The sequence below is a fragment of the Streptomyces sp. NPDC037288 genome (assembly GCF_055603265.1).
This window is the reverse complement of the sequence record NZ_JBVJVY010000124.1, coordinates 1-6,259: the sequence shown is the minus strand read 5'-3', so window position 1 is coordinate 6,259 and position 6,259 is coordinate 1. Positions and strand designations below refer to the sequence as shown.

At 71.0% G+C, this 6,259-nt stretch carries 7 protein-coding genes; 4 read left to right on the top strand and 3 right to left on the bottom strand.

Annotated features, from left to right (window positions below; all coding sequences use genetic code 11):
• Positions 1-34: 34 nt before the first annotated feature.
• A complete protein-coding gene (locus ACZ7GZ_RS41855) occupies positions 35-346 on the bottom strand; it encodes a transposase (protein WP_471032950.1) in 312 nt (103 codons plus the stop codon).
• Positions 347-374: 28 nt separating this feature from the next.
• Entirely contained in the window at positions 375-1,307 is a 933-nt protein-coding gene (locus ACZ7GZ_RS41850; RefSeq protein ID WP_471032948.1) for a helix-turn-helix domain-containing protein, read from the bottom strand.
• Positions 1,308-1,560: 253 nt separating this feature from the next.
• Here ACZ7GZ_RS41850 and ACZ7GZ_RS41845 point away from each other — a divergent pair, with 253 nt between their 5' ends.
• From ACZ7GZ_RS41845 to ACZ7GZ_RS41830, 4 genes are read left to right on the top strand one after another with little or no spacing between them, the layout of a single operon-like run.
• Positions 1,561-2,583, top strand: a complete 1,023-nt coding sequence (locus ACZ7GZ_RS41845) for a dTDP-glucose 4,6-dehydratase (RefSeq protein WP_471032945.1) — start codon at positions 1,561-1,563, stop codon at positions 2,581-2,583.
• Positions 2,576-3,583 carry an ATP-grasp domain-containing protein gene (locus ACZ7GZ_RS41840; protein ID WP_471032942.1) on the top strand — a complete coding sequence of 336 codons (1,008 nt, stop codon included), beginning with the start codon at positions 2,576-2,578 and terminating at the stop codon, positions 3,581-3,583. Before ACZ7GZ_RS41845 ends, ACZ7GZ_RS41840 begins: the two co-directional genes overlap by 8 nt.
• Complete coding sequence (locus tag ACZ7GZ_RS41835; RefSeq protein ID WP_471032940.1) at positions 3,580-4,728, top strand: DegT/DnrJ/EryC1/StrS family aminotransferase; 1,149 nt, start codon at positions 3,580-3,582, stop codon at positions 4,726-4,728. The genes ACZ7GZ_RS41840 and ACZ7GZ_RS41835 overlap by 4 nt, the downstream gene beginning before the upstream one ends.
• The gene (locus ACZ7GZ_RS41830) at positions 4,713-5,144 is read left to right on the top strand and encodes a low molecular weight protein-tyrosine-phosphatase (protein ID WP_471032937.1); all 432 of its coding nucleotides are present in this window, start codon (positions 4,713-4,715) and stop codon (positions 5,142-5,144) included. Before ACZ7GZ_RS41835 ends, ACZ7GZ_RS41830 begins: the two co-directional genes overlap by 16 nt.
• Here ACZ7GZ_RS41830 and ACZ7GZ_RS41825 read toward each other — a convergent pair.
• Positions 5,098-6,219, bottom strand: coding sequence for a UDP-N-acetylglucosamine--N-acetylmuramyl-(pentapeptide) pyrophosphoryl-undecaprenol N-acetylglucosamine transferase (locus ACZ7GZ_RS41825; RefSeq protein WP_471032953.1), 1,122 nt, complete (start codon positions 6,217-6,219; stop codon positions 5,098-5,100). The two genes, ACZ7GZ_RS41830 and ACZ7GZ_RS41825, sit on opposite strands and share 47 nt — an antisense overlap.
• Between the last annotated feature and the right edge of the window lie 40 nt (positions 6,220-6,259).

The window sequence follows — 6,259 nt, the reverse complement described above, 5'->3', positions numbered from 1 at the left end:
GAACACCACCGCAACGACCAGGAGCCTCGTCTCGTCACCCCACACCGCTGACCTGCACCTTCACCCCAGCAGGACAGGATGAAAACGGTTCACTGTTCTCCCTGCGCAACTGCTTGTTCTCCTCACGCAGCCTGCGCCTGCGTAGTTCCTCGCGCTCTGACTCGTCCAGTCCGCCCGCGGCCTCCGCGGCCGCGCGGACCTTGGCCCGGTGAACCCAAGTCTGCAGCGTGCCCTCATGCACGCCCAGATCCCGCGCGACCTCCGCCGCGGACTTCCCGGTCTCCGACACGATCCGTACCGCACCCTCACGGAACGGCGCGTCATACGACCGTCGCTTCCCACCCATGACCCCCAACTTCCCCTTCGTCACACCTCTACGCTACGAGGGGAAGGTCAGCCGGATGCCGCTCTGTCTCCTGCTCGGCTTCCTCCAGCAGCGCCAAAGCGGTCGACCGGTCCCGGCCGGTCGCCGCCGAGTAGGCGCCGGTCAGCAGCAGCGTCGTCCGGACGGCGCCGGTGTGGTCGCGGGAGGCATCCAGGTCCTCGGCGTCCTTCGTCAGCAGGTGCACCGCGGCCGTGGAGCGGCCCGAGCGGCGCATCGCGATCGCCAGCTGCCGGGAGGCCTCGCCCACGGCTACCGGGATGCCGCTGCAGCGCGCGGCCGCCAGCGCCCTGTCGGCGGCCACCCACGCCGCATCGCTGTGCTGCTTGGTGGCCAGCTCGGCGGCGAGCACGTACGACCGGGCGAGCGCCAGGTTCGCTTCTTCGCGGGCCCGGCCTGTCGAAGCATCCCGTGTCGCGGTCGCGGCCGCGATCAGGCCGGGCAGAGTCTGCCCGAGACGGGCGTACTGGGCGGCGCAGTAGTCCCGGCGCGCGACAGCGATCTGCGCGACCAGCCGGGGCAGCGGCATCGGCTCCGCCTGCGGCAGCCGGAACAACGCCACGTCCAGATCGACCGGCGCGGCACCGGCGGAGCCGGCGCCGACGACGGCCGTCGCTCCCGCTGCCACCACTCCCGTCAGCAGCTCCCTACGACGCACCTCGTCCTCCTCAACCGACCGGCAACCTCCGGCCACCGTAGCGACATTCGTCATGCCGGGTACGGCAGACGCACGCAGCTGCTCGGGGGCGATCCGCAAGAACGCGGCGAACTTCAGGAGAGTGGGGTAGTCGATGTGCAGCTTCCCGCTCTCGATACGGGAGACGGCCGACGCCGAATAGCCGCAGGCCTGGCCCACCTCGGTCTGTGTGAGCCTCGCGGCGCAGCGCGCCCCGCGTAAGAGGGCACCGATCTCCACTGCGCCCATGGGCACCTCCTTGGACCCAGGATGGGTGGTGCAGAACCTAGCGCCGTCTGGAAGGCGTTGGGAGGGCGCGCGGAGGCACATCGTGTGCCGGATCCGCACACCAGTTACCGATGCCAGTCCGCCCGCTCTGCACGGCCTGTGCAGGCCTCCATGGTGAGGACCGCACCCGGCAACCGCTGGGCGTCTCCACGACCGGACCCCCAACTGCGGCACACCCCTGCGGCCGGGCCGGTCATCCTCATTGGAGGCACGTATGAAGCTGTTGGTTACCGGCGGCGCCGGTTTCATCGGCTCCCACTTCGTCCGGCGCATGCTCCGCGCCGACGACATCGAGCAGATCACCGTCCTCGACGCGCTGACGTACGCGGGCAGCCGCGGCAACCTCGGGCAGGCCTTCCTCGACCCGAAGCTGGAGTTCGTCGTCGGCGACATCTGCGATGCCGGCCTGGTCGACGACCTCATGGCCCGGCACACCGCGGTCGTCCACTTCGCCGCAGAGTCCCACGTCGACCGCTCATTCACGGCCGCCGGAACGTTCGTCACCACGAACGTCATCGGCACGCAGACTCTCGCCGACGCCGCCATGCGGCACGGCGTCGAGAAGTTCGTGCACGTCTCCACGGACGAGGTGTACGGGCCGCTGCTGGAAGGTGCGGCCACCGAGGACTATCCGCTGCGCCCGACCGTCCCCTACGCCGCCTCTAAGGCCGCAAGCGACCTGATCGCGCTCAGCTACTGGCAGACGTACGGGGCCCCGGTCTGCGTGACCCGCTCCTCGAACAACTACGGGCCCTGCCAGCACCCCGAGAAGATCATCCCGCTGTTCGTGACGCGGCTCCTGCGCGGCGAGCAAGTCACCCTCCACGACCGTGGCCAGCACATGCGGAACTGGCTGCACGTTGAGGACAACTGCGCCGGCGTCGAGCTCGTCCTCCGCACGGGCGCGCCTGGCGAGATCTACAACATCGGCGGCGGCACTGACCTGTCCAGCAAGGAACTGACGGGGGAGCTGCTACGGATCTGCGGCGCCGACTGGGACCGCGTCACCTACATCCCCGACCGGCTGTCCAACGACCTGCGCTACGCCATGGGCTGGGGCAAGCTCGCCGCCCTCGGCTACCGGCCCGACCACGACTTCCAGGCCGGACTGGAGGAGACGGCCGACTGGTACCGGCGCAACGCCGACCGGTGGGCGCCGCTCTCCCGCAGCCCGCTCCCGGCCATGCCCTCCCCGCGCACCGCCCCGGCCTCCGAGAAGGAGCATCAGCATGCCTGACCAGACCCGGCGCCGGATCCTCGTCACCGGCGTCGGCGCCAACCCCGGCCTCGGCCTGGCCCGCAGTCTCCTGCGGCTCGGGCATCGGGTCATCGCCGTCGACGCCAACCCGCTCGCCCCCGGCTTCTTCCTGGACGACGCCTCACCGTACGTGATCCCGCAAGCCACGGACCTCGACTACCCGGAGGCCATCGTCGGCCTGTGCCAGGCGCTCGCCGTGGACGCGATCGTCGCCGGCATCGAGAACGACCTGCCGCCGCTGCTCCACCTGCGGCCCCGCCTCGAAGCCGACGGCGTACGTCTGTGGCTGCCGGAGGCCAAGTCGGTGCACGACTGCATCGACAAGGCCCGCTTCCACCAGGTCCTGACCGAGCACGGCATCCCGACGCCGCGCATCTGGGAGCCCGAAGACCTCGACCTGGTGCCCGCCGGCGTCGAGCTGGTCGTCAAGCCGCGCAGCGGCCACGGTTCCCAGGGCGTGCACATGGTGACGTCGCTGCCCCAGGCCCGCGTGCTGTGCGAGCTGGTCTCCGGCGCGATCGTGCAGGAACGCATCCGGGGCACCGAGTTCACCGCCGACTGCCTCGTGGACCGCGACGGCCGGGCCTCGGCGATCCTCCGCCGCCGCGACTTGGTGAAGGCCGGCTGCGTCGCCGTCTCCACAACGTTCGAGGACCAGGCCGTGCACGACCTGGTGGTGGACACGCTGCGCGCCGTCCGCGCGGCCGGCCTGTGCTGCGTGCAGGGGTTCATCACCGACGACGGCCGGGTCACGATCACCGAGGTGAACGTCCGCATCGCCGGCGGATATGCGCTCACCGAGGCGGCCGGCGCGGACCTCGTCGGCCAGATGGTCAACGGCCTGTTCGGCCTGCCGGTCGACCACGACCTGCTCACCTACCGCACCGGCGTGTTCCTCACGAACTACCTAGAGACGCTGCACGTCGGCGACGTCGCCGAGCTGGAGATCGCAGCCGCCCCGAAGGGAGTCACCGCATGACGACCGCCACCACGCCCGACGCCGGGCGCAACGCCAGCCCGTACCTGTACGGCGAGGAGGCCGCCGCGGTGGCCCGCGTGCTGGAGGGCGGCCATTACGGGCACACCGAGGTCACCGAGGAGTTCGAGCGCCGCATCGCCGCCTTCCTCGGCGTCCGTGACGCCGTGGCGGTCATGTCCGGCACCGCCGCTCTGCACACGGCGCTGCTCGCCGCCGACGTCGGCCCCAGCCATGAGGTGATCGTGCCGTCCATGACGTTCTGCGCGACCGTCCAGGCGATCCTTGCCGTCGGCGCCACCCCCCGGTTCGTGGACATCGACCCGGCCACGATGTGCGTCACCGACCAGCTCGTCATGGACGCCGTAACCGACAAGACGGCCGCCGTGATGCCGGTCCTCTTCGGCGGCCGGGCCATCGACTTCTCCCGCATCCGCAAGGAGCTGGCCGCCCGGGACATCACCATCGTGGAAGACGCCGCGCACGCCTTCGGCTCCCGCAACGGCGCCCGCCACGTGGGCGCCACCGGAGACCTCACCTGCTTCTCCTTCGGCCCGATCAAGAACCTGACCTGCGGGCAGGGCGGCATCGTCATCCCCCGCACCCGCGCCGAGGCCGACACGATCCGCCGCCTGCGGATGCTCGGCGTCGTCCAGTCCCAGGCCGAACGCGGCCGCACGACCAGCTACCAGGTGGACGGCTTCGGCCTGCGTTACCAGCTGTCCGGCATCAACGCGGCCATCGGCTTGGCCCAGCTCGACCACATCGACAAGGCGGAGACGACCCGCCGCATCCTGTGGCGGGCCTACCGGCGGGAGCTCGCCGGCCTGGACGGCGTGCGCCTGGTCGATGTCGACCCCGACCGCTCCGTGCCGCACCTGTGCCAGGTCCTCATCCCCCACCGGGACGAGGTCCACGCGCAGATGAAGACCCGCGGCATCGGCGTCGGCGTCCACTACCCGCCCAACCACCTGCAGCCCGCATTCGCCCAGTGGCGGCGCGACTTGCCCGCCACCGAGCGAGCCGGCCGCGAGGTACTTACGCTGCCGTTCCACCAGCACCTCACCGAGAACGACATCGACCGGGTCGTCACCGTTCTCGGTCAGGCCCTCAAGACCGTGGGAGCCGCATCGTGCGCAAGGTCCTGACCGTCTGCCTCGGCAACTACTGCCGCAGCCCGTTCGCCGCCCTGGCGCTCGCCAAGCGAGGCGCCGGCGAACTCGAGGTGCGCTCCGCCGGGCTGATCGGGAAGTGGGAAGGCCAGCCCGCCAACGAGCAGATGGTCGAGGCCGCCAGGCGACTCGGGCTCGATCTCACCGGCCACCGCGCGCAGCAGCTCACCTACGAGATGCTCGGCTGGGCCGACAGCGTCCTGGCCATGGATGCCTCCGTGCTGGACGTCCTCCGCGAGATCGCCGACGACGACATGCAGCCCAAGCTCACCCTGTACCTGGGTGACCGCGACGTCCCCGACCCGATGGGCCAGGATCAGGAGGCGTTCAAGGCGTGCGCCGTCCTCATCGAGGCAGGGACGGCTCTCCACGTCGGCCAGCCGTCGCAGTGATCGGCTGCCCCTGCGCGGCGGCCAGGATCTCGTCCACGAGCCTGTCCGCCGCGTCCGGACGGCCGTACGCGTGGGCCCGCTCCGCCATCGCCTGCCGCAAGTGGGCATCGGCCAGGAGCGGGCCCACCGCCGTCTGCAGCTGGCCCGGCGTCACCTCGCCGGTCAGCGCGACCGCCGCCCCGGCCTGCTCCAGGTGCCGGGCGTTGTGGACCTGCTCGTTCCCCGCCGACGATGCCAGCGGCACGAACACGGCCGGCTTGCCCAGTGCGGTCAGCTCCGCCAGCGTCCCAGCCCCACTCCGGGACACCACGACGTCCGCCAGGGCGAGGACGTCGGGCAGCTCACCGCTGACGAACCCCGCCAAGTGATAGCGGGCCGTCAGCTCGGCCGGAAGCTCCGCCGCCCGCGCCCGCAGGGCCGCCTCGTTCGTGGGACCGCACTGGTGGATCAGGTTCGCCCGCTGCAGCAGCCACTGCGCCGACTCGCCGACCAGCTCGTTGATCTGCTGCGAGCCCTGCGCCCCGCCCGTCACGTACACCGTCGGCAGACTCCGGTCGAAGCCCCACAGGCCGAGTGCCTCGACAGCCCGCTCCGCCTGTCCGGACAGCACCTCAGGCCGCACCGGGTTCCCGGTCACCACGGCAACCGCCCGCGCCGACTCCGACAGCAGCTCCAGCGTCGATTCCGACGACACGCAGATCCGCGCGGCCGACGCCGCCAGCTTACGGTTCGCCAGCCCCAGCCGCACCGTCTGCTCGTGCAGCACGAGCGGCCGGTGGCACATCCGCGCCGCCAGACCGGCCGGGACCGCCACGTAGCCGCCCGTCGCGAGGACGACATCCGGCTGGAACTGGTCGATGGCTCGCCGCGCCTGCAGCACGCCGAGCGGCACCCGCGCCATGTCCTTGACGTTGGCCGGTGACACCAGCTTGATCGGGTTCTTGGAGCGGCGGATCTTGCCGGTCGCCACCGTGGTGAAGGGAATGCCCTCGGCCGGGGCAACGCGCGCCTCCAGTCCGTTACTGACTTCAGCTCGTCGGGGTGAATCTTCACGAAGTCCCTGATGGGCATGGATGGGTGGCTGTATCCCGTGGTGTGTGAGGTATGCGGATGGG

Coding starts and splice junctions, on each gene's coding strand:
- ACZ7GZ_RS41840 (WP_471032942.1), top strand. CDS start 2,576: ATGCCTGACCAGACCCGGCGCCGGATCCTCGTCACCGGCGTCGGCGCC.
- ACZ7GZ_RS41845 (WP_471032945.1), top strand. CDS start 1,561: ATGAAGCTGTTGGTTACCGGCGGCGCCGGTTTCATCGGCTCCCACTTC.
- ACZ7GZ_RS41855 (WP_471032950.1), bottom strand. CDS start 346: ATGGGTGGGAAGCGACGGTCGTATGACGCGCCGTTCCGTGAGGGTGCG.
- ACZ7GZ_RS41850 (WP_471032948.1), bottom strand. CDS start 1,307: ATGGGCGCAGTGGAGATCGGTGCCCTCTTACGCGGGGCGCGCTGCGCC.
- ACZ7GZ_RS41835 (WP_471032940.1), top strand. CDS start 3,580: ATGACGACCGCCACCACGCCCGACGCCGGGCGCAACGCCAGCCCGTAC.